Source organism: Pseudomonas nitroreducens, assembly GCF_024170165.1.
Classification (GTDB): domain Bacteria; phylum Pseudomonadota; class Gammaproteobacteria; order Pseudomonadales; family Pseudomonadaceae; genus Pseudomonas; species Pseudomonas nitroreducens_C.
Genome location: NZ_JALJXP010000024.1, coordinates 1 through 17,526, shown reverse-complemented (window position 1 = coordinate 17,526; position 17,526 = coordinate 1). Strand labels below are relative to the sequence as shown.

Here is a 17,526-nt window from a genome sequence, read left to right as displayed (position 1 = left end):
CCCCTGCAGGTTAGAAACTGTTACCCATGTGCCTGAACAAAACTGTCACCTATGTGGGTGAGTCGTACCGGGGCAAGACCTTTGCCTTCTTTGGGGCGTTTGCCAAAGAAGGTCGCCCGAGGGGGCGAAACACAGAGTTCGCGCGTACGTCAGAGCGACGCGGAAACACATAAGTCAAAGCAGCGATAAAGGATCAACATTCGAGCAGAAAGCGGCGCCGGCCCTGCCGGCGGATCGCGGGCATGGGCTAGGCGCCCCCGCCCGTCCTACAGAGGGGCAGAGGTCAGCCGCGGCGCTTGAGCGTCTCCGACGGCAGCTCGCCGAACTGCAGGCGGTAGCCCTCGGCAAAGCGCCCCAGGTGCAGGAAGCCATAGTCCAGCGCCAGCTCGGTGACATTGCGTACCGGGCACGCCGGATCGCTCAGGCAGGCACGGATGCGCTCCAGCTTGAGCCGGCGGATGTACTGGCGCGGCGTGACGCCGGCGTGCCGCTCGAACAGCGCATAAAGCGAGCGCAGGCTCATGGACGCCTGGCGCGCCAGGGCCTCGACGTCGATGTCCTCGCGCAGGTGGCCTTCGATGTACGCCTCGATACGTTCGAAGGAAGCGCTGGCACCGGCGATGGGCTCGCGACTGACGTTGGTCTTCAGCAGCGTCAGCAGCTTGCTGGCAACGATCTGCTGATAATGCTCGTCGACCCGCGCCACGCGATCGCCTGCCTCGGACTCCTGGCAAACCATCGACAGCAGATTGACGAAACCTTCCAGCTCGCCCAGCCGATAGCGGTTCTCGGTGAAGCGCACGCCGGCGCGCGGAGCGTTCCAGCGCTGCTCGACACAGATGGTTTCGAGCAGGGTCACCGGAATCTTGAGGATGAATTTCTCGCAGTCGTCCGAGTAGGTCAGGTCGACCGGATCGTCCGGGTTGATCAGCAGCAGCTCACCCGGCGCCAGGTAGTGCTCCTGGCGCTGTCCGCGCCAAAGGCAGTGGCCGCTGAGGAGGATCTGCAGGTGGAAGATGCTCTCCAGCGCCGGCGAGGTGACGCGCACCGCGCCGCCGTAGCTGATGCGGCACAGGTCCAGGCTGGCGAAGCGGCGATGGTTGAGGCTGGCCTGGGGATGGCCGTGGGCCGGCAGACGCAGGTCGTGGGTGCCCACATGCTGGTTGACGTAGCCGGACACCGCGTAGGGGTCGGCACGCTCGAACACGCGGCTGCGCTCGCTCAGCAGGCTTTGCATACAGGCACTCACTCTTGTGTTTGGCCGCGCTCTTCGTCGCGGCTCGTGCGCCCAGTCTATGCCGTGGCCCGGAATACGGGCCACGGCCGGGATGGACGGTCGTGCGGGCCATCCAGGTACCAGGCAAGCCCGCGAATCCGCTTCACCCTAGGGGCCGGTACCGGCCGGCGCAATTCGACCTGTGGCTCAGTGTTCGCCAATCGCACGCTTTCGCTACCCACTTATTGCCAGCAGGTGGTGCCGGTCCCCGTGCCGGTATTGCTGCGGGTACCGGCCTGGTCGAGGCTCAGGCTCAGGCACGGCGCATCCTTGGTCTGCGAGCCCGTGGCGGTGGCAGTGAGCGTATAGGTGGTGGCCGTGATGTTGGAAATGGCCAGGCTGTAGTACTGCAGGGCGTTGACATTACTGGTCATGTTCAGCGCGGCAGCAGTGCTGGCATAGGCATTGTTCTGCGAGTAGTAGCGCTCCTGCCGGGCCGCCGCCTCGCTGAGCACGGCCTGGGCCTCGACCCGGTGGCTGCGCTGCACATAACGCTGGTAACTGGGGTAGGCGATGGTGGCGAGGATCGCCACTATCGCCACCGCGATCATCAGTTCGATCAGGGTGAAACCCCTCTCCCGCCGACGTTGGTTCATGCTTTCTCCCTGTCAGTTGGCTGGCTGGACCTGCCAGGTGCGCCGGCCGCTCACGATGCCGGAATTGGTGCGGATGGCATCCGACAGCCCGGTCGTGCTGCTGTCGGAGCCGCTGTAGGTGTACCCACCGGAGATGCTGATGTCGCCGCCCCCGGTGATGAAGGCCGAGAGCGCATCGAAGGTGCCATCGTTGTTCAGGTCGAAGACGTTGTACGGCGTCTGCCCGCCGCGCTCGGGATCGATGGCGTAGCGGGTGCCGGAGAGGCCGGCGGCGCAGGTGCCGGTCTGCGGCGTGGAGCTGCTGAAGATGAGCGCGGAGCCGTAGAGCGTCATGTCGTAGATCTGCCGTTCACCGGCCACCGGGAAGTCGAAGTACCAGCCCCATTTGTTGACGTTGGCGTCGGCGGTGTTGCCGGACGTGTCGTACCAGGCCACTTCGTTGTTGCTCAGGGTGTAGGTCGAGGTGCCGTTGAAGGTCCCCGCGCTGAGCGTCTGCGCCTGCAGGCTGCTGCGCGTGCGCGCCGCCGTCAGTGAGGAGGTGACGGCCTCGCCGGCGACCTTGCGGTCCCAGATGCCATAGACGCTCTGTTGCGCAGTGGAGGTCTTGTCCGCGGTGAGCAGATAGCGGCCGGTGCCGAAGGCGACGATGTAGCCGGTACCGCTGGGGTGGTCGACCAGAGACGGTGCGGTGGTGATCGGCTGGCGCGTGCCACTGGCATTGCGCGCGACATACAGCGGATTGCCGCCGAAGGACACGGCGTAGCGCGCCTCCGAGGCGGTGGTGTTGAGCGGGTCGCCCACACTGGTGTCGATCAGGTCGAAACGCCAGAGGTTGCCCAGCAGGTCGCCGCCGTAGGCATAGTCGGCGATGCCGTCATTGTTCGCGTCGGCCACGTACAGTCGCGACAGGCCATTGTTGAGCCCATCCAGCGCGGCGGTTTCGGCGGCAGTCAGGCTCGGCGTGGCGGTGATCTTCTTCAATAGCGTGCCGCTCTGGATATCGATGATCAGCAGCGAGGCAGTGCTGCTGCCAATGTCGTAGCCGTTGGGCACCAGGGCCACCCACTTGCCGTTGTGCAGGCGCGCAATGGAGGGCCGCGCCGCGGTATAGCCGAGGCTGCTGTCGTTGTCGCTGGTGAACTCCCAGAGCAGCGTGGGTGCAGCGGGGTCGGTGACGTCGAGGGCGAACACCTCGCGGCCGCCGGCACCGAGGCTGCCCAGCAGCACCTTGTGCCAGGCCGAGCCGTAATAGACGTCGGACACCACCGGGGTGCCATCGACGAAATAGCGGTGCTCGGTGCCCTGCTGCTTGCCATAGTCCGGCGCGGTGAGGGCGTTGAGGTTGGGAATCACCGCACTGGGGATGAAGGCGAAGATTTCGGCGCCGGTGGTCGCGTTGAAGGCATGCAGCATGCCGTCGTTGGCGCCGACGTAGACCACCGAGGGCTTCGCTGCCAGCGCGGTGGCGAATGCCGCATAGGTGGTGCTGCCCTCCAGGGCGTCGGCGCGCGAGGACAGGTAGTCGGAGCCGCTGACCAGCACCGGCGCCGAATTGATCATGTCGCCGAGCAGCGTGGTGCGGGTACGGAAGGTGTTGTTCTCACCGCGCAGGAAACCGACCCGCGCCTGCCCCTGGCTGTCCACCACACCGGCAACGGTGCGATTGAGCTGGGTCTGCTGGGCAGCGGTCAGGTTGCTCCAGTTGAAGGCGGTGAGCGCGCCGCTCTTGGCGAACAGGATGTTGCGCGCGCTGGGTGTGCCCAGTTGCGCCGACGCCCGCCACAGCGTGGTGGTAGTCGTGGTAACGGCACCGGAGCTGCTGGTGGTCATGGTCCGCTGCTTCTTCAGCAGGTCGCCGGTCCAGTCGCCGGTGACGAAACTGGTGCCGTAGGTGTAGCTGCCGCTGTCCAGCGACTGCGAGTCGACCGCCACGGCGGCGACCGACGTATTGAGCTGGAGGATGTCGTCGAACGCCGACTTGAGCTGGGAGGCCAGCTTGCCGGGGTTGCTGACCAGGAAGTAATTGTCCGGTACGCCATCGCCGTCGCGGTCCCAGTTGGTGAGGTCGGTCTTGCCGTACTTGGCGGCGTACCACAGGGGGTCCTGCAGGTTGGTCACTGCCGTGGTGGCCGAGGGCGTGAAGTTGCGCGTGTGGTAGGCCGGCCGGCTACCGCTGAGCGCTCCGCTGCTGCCGCTCAGGCCAGGCAACAGCGCGCAGGTGATCGACGAGCAGTCGCCGGGGGATCGGCCATCCGGAGTATCGAGCCGGAAGCGCGAGCTGCCGCTGCCACCGCCGGTGACCTCCAGGTAGACACCGTCCTTCGTGGTGCCGGCCATGGTGTAACCCATGTGCGATTCATCACCGGCCACCGAGTATTCGGTCTGGCTGGTCACATCCACGGTACCGTCGCTCCTGGCCGTCACGGTGTAGAGCACGATGGCGTCCATGTCGTAGTCGCGGCCCTGGGCGGAGTCGTCGTAGACCACGCGGAAGGTGATGGAGGTGAGGTTGCCGGCGCTGTCCTTGGTCAGGGTGTCGATGTAGAAGCCGGTGATCTGGCTGACCACGCTCTGGCTGACGTTCATGCTGAACGGCACCAGGCGCAGCGTGCCCTTGCTGGTCCTGATGCGGATGTTGGGCAGGGTCGAGGACTGCGCGATGGAGAAGCTCTGCACCCGGTTCGAGCCCGCGGTGGTCAGCGCGTTCTGGCTGCCGAAGAAGGACACCGCCGAAGTCGCGTAGCTGCCCTGGCGCGTGGGCTCCTCGGCCAGCCCGCGGATGGTGGCGAAACTGCTGGCGGTCTTGGCGGTGGGCGCTGAGTCATTGGTGCCACCCGACTGGCCGACGTTCACCGAGGCGCTGCCGCCGACCTCGCGGCTCCACAGGTTGGCGCCGATGGCAGCGAAGTCGAAGCTGATGTCGTTGGTCGGCTGGCTGTCGGTACCCAGGGAGCTGCCCGGCACGTCGGAGTCGTAGCTCGGGTTGACGTCACTCATCAGCGTCATGAACGGCCGGGTGCAGGACGGATAGGTGCCATAGGGGTTGGCCCAGCTGGTCAGGCTGGAGAGGCCCAGGCTGGTGTCGGCCGTGCCGGCGGCGTAGGCCGCGGTGGGCGCCTTGCCGGCATAGTAGCGCAGGGTCTCATAGGCCATTTCGCCCAGCGGGTTGCCCCAGTCGACGCACTTGCCGTTGGTCAGCGGGTTGAGGTTGTAGCCGCTGGAATCCGTGCAGCCGGCAGAGAACACCAGGCGGTCGAGGTTGGCGACTATGCCGCTGTTGTTCACGTAGCAGCGGCCGTTGAGGCAGCCGGTGCCGGTGGTGGAATCGGTCAGGAAACGCCCGGTGGAGCTGTTGTACTCGTTGCTGAAGGACGCCGCCGCCTTGCGCACGACGCCGCCGCGCAGGTTGTTGGCATAGGTGCCGGTGACCAGGCCGAAGTACATCTTGTCCGCCGCGCCGTAGTCATGCAGCACGCCGGTGGGCTTGTAGAGGCTGCCGTACTGGGCGCAGTTGCTTTCCAGCAGCCCGGCCACGCACACCTGCACCCTGACGTTGAGGTCGTAGGCGGGAATGATGGTGGTGTCGCTGTTGGTGGTGCTGGTGATGGTGTTGGTGCCCTGGGCCGACTCGCGGGAGACCCAGCCCCAGATCCGGTAGGTGCCCAGCAGCGCCTGCTGCAGGCTGGTGATGATCCGCAGACGCGGCGCGGCGCTGCTGTTGTACGAGCCCAGGGTACTGGAACCGATCGAGGTGTTGGCGAAGAGCACGTACTTGCCATTGGTGGGCACCGGGATCGGGGTGTAGTCCGCCAGGCTGTAACCGTCGCGAGCGACGCTCAGGTATTCCTTGCCCCAGCTGTGTGCATCGTTGGGAATGAAGGCGCGCTCGAGCACCGTGGCGAAGGTGCTGTCAGTGGAGCGGTAGCCACCATAGAGCACCTTGCGCAGCACGTCCTGGCGCGACATGGTCAGGTAGTTCAGGAAGTCGCCGCTCCAGCGACCGACCGCGCTGGTGCACTTCTTGGTGCTGGTGGTGCTGGACGGCGCGAAGGTGCCGCTCAGCACGTCGTAGATGTAGCACTTGTAGGAATCGAAGTAGCCGGTGTAGTCGATGCCGGGCTTGTAGTAGGTGTCCAGTTGACCGTCGCCGTCGATGTCGGAGGCGTCGTTGTAGGCCGGGAAGTAGAGCTTCTGGTCACGGCCCACCACCAGCATGTTCATCGGCGGGGCGATGTTGCTGACGAACAGCGGCGTCTGCGCCAGGGACGCGCCCCAGGCCTGGGTACCGGCCAGGCAGGACAGTAGCAGGAACAGCGTCGCGCGCAGCATTCTCATGAAGCAAGCCATGGCGTCGGCATCCTTGTACGAACGCAAAGATTCACTGGATCACCAGCCCGAAGGTCGAGCGCAGACACAGCGCGTCGGCGCCGCAGGCCTTGCTGGTGGCCGTGCCCTTGTAGGCCTGGGAGTTGACCTCGTAGTAGTAGGTGCACCCCACCTGCCCCTTCGACAGGTAGGAATTCGCGCTGCCACCCGCGCCACCCTTGCAGTTGTTGGAGATGTAGCGCAGGTACCAGCGCGCACTGCGCAGCAGGCTGGTGCCGCCGTCCATTCCGGAATAGAGGTTGGATTTGCTGAAGTCAGTGCTGTAGTTGGTCGCCGCGGCGGTGAAACAGGGCGTGGTTCCCGCCGTGCAGTTGTCCAGTGCGCGGGTGTTCTTGCGCAGGCGCCCCTCCCCTTCGCGCAGCGCGGACTCGGCCGCGCTCATCAGCCGCTGCTGCTCCAGACGATTGCCGGTCATCCGCCCTTCCAGCTGCATGCCGCGCATGCCACTGACGGCGGCCAGGGTGATCAGCAGCAGCATCACCAGCGCAACGAACAACACCGCGCCGCGCTGCCGGCGGGAAGACAGTCGTTTCATGGCATCAGGTTCCTCAACATGCTGGTACCGCTGACGATGCGCCGCACGGGCCCGTCGCCATCGGTGCAGGCCTTGCTGCCGTAGAGGTCCTGCCAGCGCTGGCAGGTGGTGGCAACCAACCCGCCGCTCACCGAACCGCTGCTGGCCAGCAACAGCGCGTAACGCAGGCTGCGCACTGTCTGGCCGCTGGCCGGCGTGGCGACGTACTGCGCCACCTGGCGATTGAATTCATCGCTGCTGCTGTCCACACCGAAGTCGAAACGCAACGCCACCACGTTCTCCACCAGGGAGCTGCCGTTGCAGGTCAGCTGGCCGTTGCTCAGGGTGAGCTTCTCGACCACGTTGTTGCTCGGGCTGTAGTTGCTGTAGGGCTTGTTCACCCCGGCGCGGCTGGCCAGCGATGCGCCGGTGCAGTCGACGTCGGTGGTGTCGCGCGGCTGGTAGCGCAGGCAGACGGTATTGGCATCCACCCGCACCAGCGCCTGGCCGGCGGCGAAGACGCAGCCGTTGCTGGTCTGCGCGGGAAAAGCGGCGGTCATCCGCGAGGATGGCAGACGCCGGTAACCGGCTTTCGACAGGCGCCCGTCGAGCATCTGCTGGGCGTAGCGTGCGCTGTCCTGGTTCTGCGCCTGGCCGTCGAAGTAGCGCGAACGGTTCTGTCCGTCGAGGAACATCTGGGTCACGCCCAGGATCAGGAACAGGCTCAGGCCCATGGCGATCATCAGCTCGATGAGCGTGACCCCGACCTGACTGCGCGCGCCCGGCCCGTGCATCCTAGGGTTCCTCCCGCAGTACGTAGCGGCAGATGGTGTTGTCGCCGGTGGCGCTGGCATCCAGGCACTCGCCCGCCTTCACCCGCCAGGCCAGCTGGATCTCGATGGCCGACCCGCTGTTGCTGCACTTGCTGGTGCCGTTGGTGCGACAGACATAAAACTCGCTGGCCAGGTCCGAGGCGCCCGGCAGCGCCTGGTTCACCCGCTGCGCCCAGCAGGCCAGGCGCTGGCTGGCGGTCAGCGTCGCCAGCGAGGCGCAGCTGCCGGGAGCCGCGGGAAAGGCAGCGCTGGCGGCCTTGTAGTAACCCCAGGCGGAAGGCGGCACTACCTGAGCGGCGCTGCCGTCCTGGGTCGAATAGATGTCCGTGCGCATCATCTCCATCAGCTCATCCGCCAGCTCCGCGGCGTTGCTGCGCAGGATGGTGTCCTGGGCGTAGCCGATGGTTCGCCCCTGCATCGCCAGCATGCCGAGTACGCCGAAACTGGTGACCAGCAGAGCCACCAGGACTTCCACGAGACTGAACCCCGCCATGCGTCGCTTCATCGCGCGGCCGCTCCCTGCAGGCTGATGTAACCGGAGGCGGCCACCTTGATGCTGAACGCCTTGCTGGTGCCGCTGCTGGAAATGCCCACGTCCGCCGCTGCGGCGCTGCCATCGGGCTTGAACGAGAGATTGCTGACGCTGCTGCTCACGCTGAGGCTGCCGGGCAGGTCCAGGCGCTGGCTCACCGAGGTCGTGGTGATCGAGCCACAGTTGCTGGCGCGCACCACCACCCACTGCAGGTTTCCACTGCCGGGGCAAAGCGTGAGGGTCTGGCGGGTATTCACCGCGTCAGCGCGGGAGGCCTGGAGCAGCCGGAAAAGCGTCGAGGCGCCGCTCTGCACCCGGCTGGACTCGATCAGGTAGCGGAAGCCCGGCAGGGCCACGCCGGCGAAGATCGCCAGCAGTGCGACAACCACCATCAGCTCCACCAGGGAGAAGCCTTCCTGGCGTCCGGGACTCCGCCGAACTATCAGGCGGGACAACGTGCATCCAACTGCATGAGGAAACATGGACTTTTCCAACGATGGTCAGGTGGCCGGGCTCCGTGTGGAGTCCCCCTTTTGGGGTGCCAGGACAAAGATTGGCTATTGGTCCGACAGCAATTTCTTCAGAGAGTTGAATCTAATTCGGTGAAACGGAGCGATTTTTCGACCGTTCACTCCCGCTCAGCGACCGTTCATCCTTTTGACGCCAGAGCAACCGACATTGCGTCGAGCTCTGCAGCGCCGGAGACGCCCGCCGGCGGAAGCGCCGCGACCCTGCATCGCGGCCCCTTCAGACGCGTCCGTCAGGTCGCGTCGGCGTGGCTCACCAGCCCCTTGATCAGCACCGCGGCGGTGGCGATGGCGGCGGGCAGCACCAGCGCGGTCAGCACCTGCTCGAAGTTCCAGCCCATGCCCAGCAGCGTGGCGCCGATCCAGGCACCGAGGATGGCGCCGAAACGACCAATGCCAAGCATCCAGGAAACCCCCGTCGCACGACCTTGAGTCGGATAGAAGCGTGCGGCCAGCGACGGCATGGCCGACTGCGCGCCGTTCACGCACATGCCGGCGGCCAGCACCAGGGTCGCCAGCAGTGTGACGGTGCCCAGGCTCTGTCCGACGCAATAGGCGAACACCCCGGCCAGGCAGTAGAAGATGCCGATGACCTTGTGCGGGTTGAAGCGGTCCATGGCCCAGCCCACTGCGACCGAACTGAGCACCCCGCCGAACTGGAACAGCGCGCCGATGAAGGCGGCCTGCTCCATGCTCGCGCCGGCATCGCGCATCAGCGTCGGCAGCCAGCTGGTGAGCAGGTAGACGATCACCAGGCCCATGAAGTAGGTCAGCCACAGCAGCAGGGTTCCCGCGCTGTAGGTGCCGGAGAAGATCACCTTGAACACGTTGCGGCTCTGCACCGTCTTCTGTTCGGGCACGCTGAAGTCACGGGCAGCGACCACTTCGGCCGGCGCGATGGGCGCCAGCACGCGCTTGACCTTGTCCGCCCCGCGATTGCGCACCACCAGGAAACGCGCCGACTCCGGCAGCCACACCAGCAGCACCGCCGCCAGCAGCAGCGGCAGCAAGCCGCCGAGCAGCAGCAGGCTGTGCCAGCCGTAGGCCGGGATCAGTTTGGCGGAGACGAAGCCGCCCGACGCCATGCCCAGGTTGAAGCCGCAGAACATGCTGGTCACCAGCAGCGACTTGAGACGCTCCGGGGTGTACTCCGACAGCAGCGTGGTGGCGTTGGGCATCGCCGCGCCCAGGCCGATGCCGGTCAGCAGGCGCAGCGCCATCAACTGTTCGAGGTTGCTGCTGTAGGCCGAGATCAGGCTGAACAGACCGAAGAGGAACACCGCCACCACCAGCACGCCCTTGCGCCCGAAACGGTCGGCCAGCGGGCCGGAGCCCAGGGCGCCGAACACCATGCCGATCAGCGCGGCGCTCATCACCGGACCGAGGCTGGCGCGGTCGATGCCCCAGTCCTGGGTCAGCGCCGGGGCGATGAAGCCCATGGCGGCGGTATCCAGGCCGTCGAGGAAGACGATGAGGAAGCAAAGCAGCACGATGCGGCACTGGTACAGCGACAGCGGCTGGGCGTTGATGAAGGACTGGACGTCGAGGGTGCCGGCAGCGGGCACGTGGGCGGAACTGGTCATGCGAAGACTTCCTGCGAAGGCGTCGTCGCGGGAAGGCCGGCTTTATCGCCCCGCACTCCCGCAAGCTGGACAGGAATGAGGCGCGAGCCGGTGGACGCACGGACCGGCGGATGGGGCAGGCACACAGGGGCCATGGCTGACGCTCATTGTTGTTATTGCCCGTCCGGCTGGACGGGTCGCTCAACAGTACGAAGAGACGTACAGCCGTTCAATTCGATAATCGCGCCTGTGGGCGGTTAGCGAACAGGGAATGCCGCAGGCCGGCATACGCGCCCCGGCCCTCTCCCCCACTCAATGGAACAGTCGCGTGCCCAGCTCGCGGCTGGCCTCCAGCAGCACTGGGAGGAAGCGCGTTTCCAGCTCCTGGCGCGAGACGCGGCCGGCATGGGTGCCGACGTTCAGCGCGGCCAGCACCTGGCCGGCGGAATCCTTCAGCGGCACGGCAATGGAACGCAGGCCGACTTCCAGCTCCTGGTCGATGATCACCCAGCCCTGCTGGCGGATCTCAGCGATGCTCGCGCGGAGCATTTCCGGGGTGTGCACGGTGCGGCTGGTCTTCACCTGTAAATCGGCGTGGGCGAGGTAATCCTCCAGCGCATCGTCGTTCAGACCGGCGAGGAGGATGCGGCCCATGGACGTGCAGTACGCCGGCAGCCGGCTGCCGACGCTCAGGTCCACCGAGATCAGGCGCTGCGGCGTGGCCGAGCGGGCGATGTAGAGAATCTCGTCGCCCTCCAGCGTGGCCATGGAACAGGCCTCGTGCAGTTGCTCGCTGAGGCGGTCGAGGATGGGCTGGGCGGTGACCGCCAGCGGCGTCGAGGACAGGTAGGCGTGGCCGAGGGTCAGCACCTTGGGCAGCAGCGAATAGGTGCGGCCATCGGAGGTGACGTAGCCCAGCTTCATCAGCGTGTGCAGGCAGCGGCGCACGGCCGCGCGGGGGATCTCGGTGCGGTGGCTGATCTGCGCGATGGTCAGGTGGCGCTTGCGCTCCTGAAACGCATGGATCACCGCCAGGCCGCGGGCCAGCGAGGTCATGAAATTCGGGTCGCCGGTGAAGGCCTCGATGCGCTTGGCGGGCGAAGCGATGATCGGCGGCGCGAGGGGCGGCAGGCTGGCACGGGGGGCGTCGGTCATTGTTGTTGTCCTGGCAGGCGAATGCCGGGCGATTATCGACACGTGCGGGCGATTATCGCAACACAAGTAGCCGATTACCGAACAGTGCTTCTCGTATAGCTCGGAAACTGTCTGCGCACCTCAACCCTCCCCCCCGCCCTCTCCCTGAAGGGAGAGGGAGCCGTCCGTACCGGCTGATGCCATAGTTTCAATCTGCAGCGAACCTATCCCCTCTCCCTTCAGGGAGAGGGTTAGGGAGAGGGCAAGCCCTCGCAGCGGACTAACGGGCGGCGTAGGAGTGGACTCCGTCCGCGATGGTTTCTGAAGGCACCACAGCTTCGCGCCCCCCTGTAGGAGCGAGCCATGCTCGCGATCGCGGGCATGGCCCGCTCCTACAGGTTGAATCCGTCCTTCGCTGAAACAGCGCGGCTACAACGGCTCCAGCTTCAACTGCCGCAACCGGCTCAGCGTGCGCGAGAAGTCCAGCGCCGCGCCGCCCGCTGCCAGGTCCTCCAGCGACACCGAGGCGAACAGCTGCAGCTTGAGCTGGCGGTCATAGGCGATGTCGATGAAGTTGAGGAAGCGCATGCTCACGTCCGGCGGGTAATCCGCCAGCGGGCCGAGGCCGCTCACCGCCATGCGCGGGTAGTGCTCGATCAACCACAGGTAGTCGCTGGCCGAGCGCGGGCGTTCGAACATCTCGCTGAAATCCATCCACGCGCAATGATCATCGTGGGCATGCACCTTCAGCGGGTGGTGGTTGACGCTGAGCACCTCGTCGAACTTCGCGTCCGCCGCCAGCCCCAGCCGCGAGCCGATCAGCTCCAGGTCGTCGGCGCGGGCAGGCCAGAGGAAGCTGCCCCACTCCTCCAGCGACGTGCTGTGCTCGCGGTAGTCCTGCCCGGCGTCCACCGAGATCACCTCGAAGCGTTTTTCGATCAGCTCGATGGCCGGGCGGAAGCGCTCGCGGTACAGCGGATTCGGACAGAGATTTTCCGGCTCGTAGTTGGACGTACAGACCAGACCTACACCTTCGTCCACCAGCACCTTCAGCATCCGCCCCAGGAGCATGGCGTCGCCGATGTCGTGCACATGGAATTCGTCGAAGCACAGCAACCGGGTTTCTTCGGCAATGGCGCGGGCCACGCGCACCAGCGGGTCGGATTGCCCGGTGATCGCCAACATGCGCCCCTGCAGTTCCTGCAGGAAGGCATGGAAGTGCACGCGGCGCTTGGCCTGGGTCGGTGCGGCGGCGAAGAACTGATCCATGACGAAGCTCTTGCCGCGCCCCACGCCGCCCCATAGGTAGACGCCCGCCACCGGCTTGCGCAGGAAGCCGTGGCGGCCGGCGAGGAAGTCGTCGAGCCAGTTGGCGAGGTGGTCCACCGCCGCCATCTGGGCCTCGTCCGCCTTGTAGCCACGCTCATCGAGTGCGGCGGCGAAGTGCCGCCGGACACGGTCGGCGACCGGTTCGGCGGATGTTTCCTGTAGTCGTGTGTCAGAAGTCAAAGAACACCGTTTCCGCATTTCCCTGGACGCGGATATCAAACCGGTAAGCGAGCTTCCCGTCCACCTCGCAACGCTTTGCAATGAGGGTTTGCCGACGTTCGGGCTGCTCGATGAGGTTCAGCACCGGGTCCACGGCGTTCGCCTGAGCCTCGTCCTCGAAGTACAGGCGGGTCTGCAGGTGGATGTTGATGCCACGGGCAAACAGCGAGACGTTGATGTGCGGCGCCATGGGCACGCCGGCGGCGTTTTTCACCACACCGGGCTTGATGGTCTGCACCTGCCATTCGCCGGCGTCGAAGGTGGTTGCCGTGCGTCCGAAGCCGTTGAAGGGCTTCTCCAGGTCGTAGGCAGCGTCATACACACCTTGGTGATCTGCCTGCCACAGCTCCAGGAAGGAATCGCGGATCAGGTGGCCGTTGCCGTCGTACACATGGCCGATCAGCAGGATGTGTTCGCCGGGTGCGCCGGGCTTGGCCATCTCGCTCCAGATTTCCTGGTCACGGCCAGGGTTGCCGGCGGCAGCCAGCGCCAGGCCGATGTGTACGTAGGGGCCGGCAGTCTGCGAGGGGGTTTCCGGCAGCAGTTCGATAGGCATGGTCGGTCCTCCTCAGCGGTTTTCGAAATGGGTCTTGCGTTGGCCGCGCAGCACGATGTCGAAGCGGTAGGCCAGGCAATCCATGGGGTTGGCGTTGCTCATGTCGAGCTTGGCGATCAGCGACTCCACCGCGTCCGGGTTGGCGATGGACTTGACGATGGGGCACATCGGGATCAGCGGGTCACCCTCGAAGTACAGCTGGGTGATCAACCGCGTGGAGATCGACGGGCCGCTGATGGAGAAGTGGATATGCGCCGGGCGCCAGTCGTTCGGGCCGTTGCGCCACGGGTACGGGCCGGGCTTGATGGTGCGGAAGACGTAGCGCCCTTCGCTGTCGGTCAGCGCGCGGCCGACGCCGCCGAAGTTCGGGTCCAGCGGCGCCAGGTAGCGGTCGTTCTTGTGGCGGTAGCGGCCGCCGGCGTTGGCCTGCCACATTTCCACCAGGGTGTGCGGTACGGGCTTGCCGTACTGGTCCAGCACCCGGCCGGAGACGATGATGCGCTCGCCGATGGGCAGGCCACCGTTGTTGAAGTTGAGCAGCAGGTCGTTGTCGTGCTCGCCCATCTTCAGGTGCGAGAAGTCCGGGCCGCTGGTTTCCGAGACCGATTGCGGAATGCTCACCAGCGCCTGGCGCGGGGAGCGGGCGATGGAGGTCTTGTAGTCGGGGGTGAGGGCTTTGGGGTGCCAGTTTCGGTCACGAATGACGAAGCGGCTGTTTTCCGCGTCGGACATGTCGGTCTCCTCTTGTTGGATTTATAGGAGCCTGTTGCATCAGGCAGTGCGGCGGAGTGTCGCCCGCAGGCCCGATAGCGAAAACTGAAAAGATGCCCGCAATCCATAACCTGATGGTTATGGATAAACACCCTCGCGGTACGCTTCGCCGACCTCGCGCAGCACCTCAAGGCACCAGTGCGCACCCAGCGAAAGCGGCAGCGTCGAGTTGCTGCAAACCCCCACTGAACCGCCCGGCTCCTGTACATCCAGAGGCAGTTCGACGATCTCGCCGGAGCGCAGGTCCAGGCGCACCGAATCCAGCGGGGCGATCCACAGCGCGTCGCTGGTCAATACATAACGACGGCTGAGCACCGTGGACAGGGTTTCCAGCCGGCGTCGCGGCTGGCCGAGGCCGCTCTGCACCAGCAGGCTGTCGGCGGACTTGCGGATGGTGGTGCCGGCCAGCGGCAGCACCAGCGGCCAGTCGTCCAGGGCCGAGGGTGGCAACGGGCGACCCTGCAGCGGATGGCCGGCGCGGGCCACCAGGGTCATGGATTCGCTGTACAGGTGCTCGAAGGCCAGGCCCTGGATCTGCGGGCTTTCGGTCATGCGGCCGACCACCAGGTCCAGCTCGCCGACGCGCAGTTGCGAGAGCAGGTGCGCGCTCGGCCCGGTCACCACGCTGACCACCAGCGCCGGGTGGCGTTCGTGCAGGCGCCGTACCGTCTCCGGCATCAGCAGGCTCTCCACGGTGGAGAGCACGCCCAGGCGCACCGTGCTGGAGGCGTATTCGCCGCCGCGCAGGCTGTTCACCCCGTCGCGCAGCGCCTGCACGCAGGGGCCGGCGTAGCGCAGGAAGGCCACGCCCGCCTCGGTCAGGCTGGCGCCGCTCTTGCCGCGTTCGAACAGGCTGGCTTCGAGCAGGTCCTCCAGCTCCTTGAGCGTCTTCGAGATGGCCGGCTGGCTCACCGCCAGGGCGTCGGCGGCACGGGCCAGGCTGCCCTGGCGGGCCACTTCGAGGAAACACACCAGGTGGCGGAACTTGATACGCGAATCGATATTCATGGCGGCTCAACGCGGCTCGCGGAACGCGCGGGGTGAGACCCCGGCATAGCGCTTGAAGAATCGGGAGAAGTAGGCGGGTTCGGAAAAGCCCAGGCTGTCCGACACCTGCTGGATGGTCATGGCTGTGTACACCAGGTTGCGCTTGGCCTCCAGCAGCAGGCGCTGGTGGATCATCTGCAACGCCGACTGCCCGGCCAGGCGCCGGCACAGCGCATTGAGGTGCGCGGCGCTGATGCCCAGCGCCGCCGCGTAGTGCTCGATGGGTCGGTGTTCACGGAAGTCCTGCTCCAGCAGGCGGGAAAACCCATGCACATGCTCGACGCCGCGATCCTGCTGGCTCGCCTGCGCACGCGCCTGTTCCAGCGCGCGGCGGCTGAGCCAGACCAGCAGCATGTTGAGCAACGACTGCAGCATCAGGTCGCGCCCCGGCGCCGGCTCGGCGTACTCGCGCTCGATGGACTCGAAAAGCCCGTCCAGCTGACGCTTGCCCTCGCCCACGGCGAAGCATGCCGGTTGCTCCAGCACCGAGCTTTGCAGCAGGCCGCCGAGCTGCTCGGCCAGCGGCAGGCCCATGCTCAGCACCCAGCCCTGCACATCCTCGGCGAAGCGGAAACCGTGCACCGCCAGCGCCGGCGTGACCTGCAGCGAAGCCTCGCGAACCAGCGTCACCCGCCCCTCCACTTCCAGTTCCGCCGCGCCGGACTGCACATACAGCAGCTGCACCAGATCGCCATGCCGGTGCGGGCGGATTTCCCAGTCGTGCAGGCGGCTGCGCGAAGCGATGGATTCGCAGTGGATCAGGTCCGGCGTCGGCCATGCCGTCGTCTCGCCATACAGGCGGAACACCGGGACCAGCGTGTCAGCACGTTGTTCGATCACCGCCCACATCCATGAAAAGTCCAAGAAGACTGTTGGAAATTACCTTCAAAGGCCGATCCCATCCACAAAAAATGCAGGAGACAAAAACAACAGCGCTCTCCAAGGAGCCACCCCATGAAGACTCAAGTCGCCATCATCGGCGCCGGCCCTGCCGGCCTCCTACTCGGCCAGCTGCTGCACAAGGCTGGCATCGACACCGTGATCCTCGAACGCCAGACGCCGGACTACGTGCTCGGCCGCATCCGCGCCGGCGTGCTCGAACAGGGCACCGCCGACCTGCTGCGCGAAGCCAATGCGGGCGCGCGGATGGACGCCGAAGGTCTGCTCCATGACGGCTTCGAACTGGTGCTCAACGGCCGCCGCGAGCGCATCGACCTCAATGCCCTCACCGGCGGCAAGCAGGTGATGGTCTACGGCCAGACCGAAGTCACCCGCGACCTGATGCAGGCCCGCGCAGCCAGCGGCGCGATGAGCGTGTACGAAGCCGCCGACGTGGAACTGCATGACGTCACCAGCGAAAAGCCCTACGTCACTTTCACTCACCAGGGCGAACGCGTCCGTCTGGACTGCGACTACATCGCCGGCTGCGACGGTTTCCACGGCGTGGCCCGGCGCAGCATTCCCGCCGAGCGCCTGAGCGTCTTCGAGCGCGTCTACCCGTTCGGCTGGCTCGGCCTGCTCAGCGACACCCCGCCGGTCAACCATGAACTCATCTACGCCAGCAGCGAGCGCGGCTTCAGCCTGTGCAGCCAGCGCAGCGCCACCCGCAGCCGCTACTACCTGCAGGTAGGACTGGAAGAGAAAGTGGAGGACTGGTCCGACGAACGCTTCTGGGAAGAACTCAAACGCCGGATTCCCGAAGACGCCGCGCGCCAGCTGGTCACCGGCCCGGCGCTGGAAAAGAGCATCGCCCCGCTGCGCAGCTTCGTGGTAGAGCCACTGCAATACGGCCGGCTGTTCCTCGTCGGTGACGCCGGCCACATCGTCCCCCCCACCGGTGCCAAGGGCCTGAACCTCGCCGCCAGCGACGTCGACGCGCTGCACCGCATCCTGGTGAAGGTCTACGGCGAAGGCCGCATCGACCTGCTGGAGCAGTACTCGCCCATCGCCCTGCGCCGCATCTGGAAGGCCGAGCGCTTCTCCTGGTGGATGACCTCGATGCTGCACCAGTTCCCCGACAGCGACGCCTTCACCCGACGCATGCTGGAAACCGAACTGGACTACTTCCTCGGCTCCGAGGCCGGGCGCACGACCATCGCGGAAAACTACGTCGGCCTGCCGTTCGAGGCAGTGGCCTGACACCTGACTCCCCTGTAGGAGATTCTATGTCTACCCCACCGTATCGGCCGTAGGCCGATACGGCTGTTGAGTCTTCATCAGAGCAAAGGCAATCCGGGCCAGTTT

General features: G+C 66.0%; 15 protein-coding genes. 1 reads left to right on the top strand and 14 read right to left on the bottom strand.

Translation table 11 applies throughout. The features are described from left to right. Window positions 1–283: 283 nt before the first annotated feature. The 14 genes from J2T47_RS28955 to J2T47_RS28890 form a co-directional block, all read right to left on the bottom strand. Window positions 284–1,237, bottom strand: coding sequence for an AraC family transcriptional regulator (locus J2T47_RS28955; protein ID WP_253454214.1), 954 nt, complete (start codon window positions 1,235–1,237; stop codon window positions 284–286). A 221-nt stretch (window positions 1,238–1,458) separates the two neighbouring features. Further along, a complete protein-coding gene (locus tag J2T47_RS28950) occupies window positions 1,459–1,872 on the bottom strand; it encodes a type IV pilin protein (RefSeq protein ID WP_253454212.1) in 414 nt (137 codons plus the stop codon). A 12-nt stretch (window positions 1,873–1,884) separates the two neighbouring features. Beyond that, window positions 1,885–6,207: a PilC/PilY family type IV pilus protein gene (locus tag J2T47_RS28945; RefSeq protein ID WP_253454210.1), complete on the bottom strand. Its 4,323-nt coding sequence runs from the start codon at window positions 6,205–6,207 to the stop codon at window positions 1,885–1,887. A 43-nt stretch (window positions 6,208–6,250) separates the two neighbouring features. Further along, window positions 6,251–6,793 carry a pilus assembly PilX family protein gene (locus J2T47_RS28940; protein WP_253454208.1) on the bottom strand — a complete coding sequence of 181 codons (543 nt, stop codon included), beginning with the start codon at window positions 6,791–6,793 and terminating at the stop codon, window positions 6,251–6,253. Continuing rightward, a complete protein-coding gene (locus tag J2T47_RS28935; protein ID WP_253454206.1) occupies window positions 6,790–7,566 on the bottom strand; it encodes a PilW family protein in 777 nt (258 codons plus the stop codon). The genes J2T47_RS28940 and J2T47_RS28935 overlap by 4 nt, the downstream gene beginning before the upstream one ends. Before the next feature lies 1 nt (window position 7,567). Beyond that, on the bottom strand, window positions 7,568–8,110 hold the full coding sequence (pilV, locus tag J2T47_RS28930; RefSeq protein ID WP_253454204.1) for a type IV pilus modification protein PilV: 543 nt from the start codon (window positions 8,108–8,110) through the stop codon (window positions 7,568–7,570). Next, the gene (locus J2T47_RS28925; protein ID WP_253454202.1) at window positions 8,107–8,592 is read right to left on the bottom strand and encodes a GspH/FimT family pseudopilin; all 486 of its coding nucleotides are present in this window, start codon (window positions 8,590–8,592) and stop codon (window positions 8,107–8,109) included. The genes pilV and J2T47_RS28925 overlap by 4 nt, the downstream gene beginning before the upstream one ends. 305 nt (window positions 8,593–8,897) lie before the next feature. Further along, window positions 8,898–10,247 carry an MFS transporter gene (locus J2T47_RS28920; RefSeq protein ID WP_253454200.1) on the bottom strand — a complete coding sequence of 450 codons (1,350 nt, stop codon included), beginning with the start codon at window positions 10,245–10,247 and terminating at the stop codon, window positions 8,898–8,900. Between the two features lie 291 nt (window positions 10,248–10,538). Next, complete coding sequence (locus J2T47_RS28915) at window positions 10,539–11,381, bottom strand: IclR family transcriptional regulator (protein ID WP_017519476.1); 843 nt, start codon at window positions 11,379–11,381, stop codon at window positions 10,539–10,541. A 408-nt stretch (window positions 11,382–11,789) separates the two neighbouring features. Continuing rightward, window positions 11,790–12,869 (bottom strand): cell division protein ZapE, encoded by a 1,080-nt coding sequence (zapE, locus tag J2T47_RS28910; RefSeq protein WP_253454198.1) that lies wholly within the window; start codon window positions 12,867–12,869, stop codon window positions 11,790–11,792. After that, window positions 12,859–13,464, bottom strand: a complete 606-nt coding sequence (gene pcaG / locus J2T47_RS28905) for a protocatechuate 3,4-dioxygenase subunit alpha (protein ID WP_253454196.1) — start codon at window positions 13,462–13,464, stop codon at window positions 12,859–12,861. The genes zapE and pcaG overlap by 11 nt, the downstream gene beginning before the upstream one ends. Window positions 13,465–13,476: 12 nt before the next feature. Further along, the gene (gene pcaH, locus J2T47_RS28900; protein ID WP_253454195.1) at window positions 13,477–14,196 is read right to left on the bottom strand and encodes a protocatechuate 3,4-dioxygenase subunit beta; all 720 of its coding nucleotides are present in this window, start codon (window positions 14,194–14,196) and stop codon (window positions 13,477–13,479) included. Window positions 14,197–14,313: 117 nt separating this feature from the next. Next, entirely contained in the window at window positions 14,314–15,243 is a 930-nt protein-coding gene (gene pcaQ, locus J2T47_RS28895) for a pca operon transcription factor PcaQ (RefSeq protein WP_253454193.1), read from the bottom strand. Window positions 15,244–15,249: 6 nt separating this feature from the next. Further along, a complete protein-coding gene (locus J2T47_RS28890) occupies window positions 15,250–16,119 on the bottom strand; it encodes a helix-turn-helix domain-containing protein (protein WP_253454216.1) in 870 nt (289 codons plus the stop codon). Window positions 16,120–16,236: 117 nt separating this feature from the next. On the opposite strand from J2T47_RS28890, the gene pobA reads away from it, so the two are divergent. After that, window positions 16,237–17,421 carry a 4-hydroxybenzoate 3-monooxygenase gene (gene pobA / locus J2T47_RS28885; protein ID WP_253454191.1) on the top strand — a complete coding sequence of 395 codons (1,185 nt, stop codon included), beginning with the start codon at window positions 16,237–16,239 and terminating at the stop codon, window positions 17,419–17,421. The last annotated feature ends 105 nt before the right edge of the window (window positions 17,422–17,526 follow it).